The organism is Nocardia donostiensis (assembly GCF_002081715.1).
Lineage (GTDB): Bacteria > Actinomycetota > Actinomycetes > Mycobacteriales > Mycobacteriaceae > Nocardia > Nocardia donostiensis.
The window spans coordinates 1-1,092 of record NZ_MUKP01000119.1 but is presented as its reverse complement, the minus strand read 5'-3'; the positions used below and the strand labels follow the sequence as shown (position 1 = coordinate 1,092).

Sequence of the window (1,092 nt, the reverse complement as noted above, 5' to 3'; positions counted from 1 at the left end):
AACACCCCGAAGCCGACGGTGTAGAGGCCGGTGACGCGCCAGCGCTGCTGAATCGCACCAAGGAGCAGACCCACCCCGGCGACCAAGGCGAACCCGGCGAAGAACGTGCCGAGCTGCACGAGCGGGTTGTCGGTGATCAGCGACGGGACGCTGAACATCACCATATTCACACCCCAGCCGTCGGTGGCTTGCTCGATCGCGGCCAGGCCCCACAGAATCATCCCGAAGCCGAGAATCTGCGCGGCCGAAACCAGCAGGGTGGCGGCGAAATAGTCACGCCTGGTGACGCCGAGACCGAGCGCGAACGGGAACGTTTGCGTCATCGCACCCAGGTAGAACGCCAGCGAGACACCGAGCAGCGCGGCCAAGCTGCCGGTGAAATTGCTGTCGGCGGCGGTGTCGATGAGCGCGAAGATCGTCCACGGAAGCGCGAGCGCGACCGCGAGGACGCCGACCGGCCAGGCGATCAGCAGTGGCCAGGCCACGGTGTGGATGCGGGCGACGGCTAGGGCACGGGTGATCACCGCTGCTCCTTTCCCTGCAGGTTGGTGGTTTCGACGATGAGCTGCTGCAACGACACCGGTGCGACGGTGAGGCCGAGAGTTTTGGCGTGCGCGGTGTCGTCGGCGTGTGCGTCGGTGCGCAGCAGCACGCGAGCCTGGTTGCCCAGTGTTTCGCGACGCAACACCGGGCGGCCCGCGACCACGGTCTCCACCTCGTCGACCGGACCGGACAGCCCGATGGCCGATGCGCGCAGCTCGTCGGCAGAAGCGTCGGCGAGGATGCGGCCGCGATCGATCAGCACAACGTGTTCGAGCAGGTCGGCGACCTCGTCGATGAGATGGGTGGACAGCACGACGGTCCGTGGGTGTTCGGCGTAGTCGGCCAGCAGCCGATCGTAGAACAGCTGTCGGGCCACCGCGTCCAAGCCCAGATACGGTTCGTCGAAGAAGGTCAGCGGAGCTCGGGATGCCAGTCCGATGATGACGCCGAGCGCCGAAGTCATACCGCGGGACAGCTTTTTGACTTTGCGGCCGGTGGGCAGATCGAAATCGGCAAGCAGTTCTCGCGCGAAGTCCTCATCCCAGTGCG

At 66.1% G+C, this 1,092-nt stretch carries 2 protein-coding genes; both read right to left on the bottom strand.

The window, feature by feature from the left end:
- Positions 1–524, bottom strand: a 524-nt coding sequence (locus B0T44_RS26205) for an ABC transporter permease (protein ID WP_081512747.1), incomplete at its 3' end; no start/stop codon positions are given.
- A partial coding sequence (locus B0T44_RS26200) for an AAA family ATPase (protein ID WP_368026310.1) occupies positions 521–1,092 on the bottom strand: 572 nt, incomplete at its 5' end. The genes B0T44_RS26200 and B0T44_RS26205, both read right to left, overlap by 4 nt.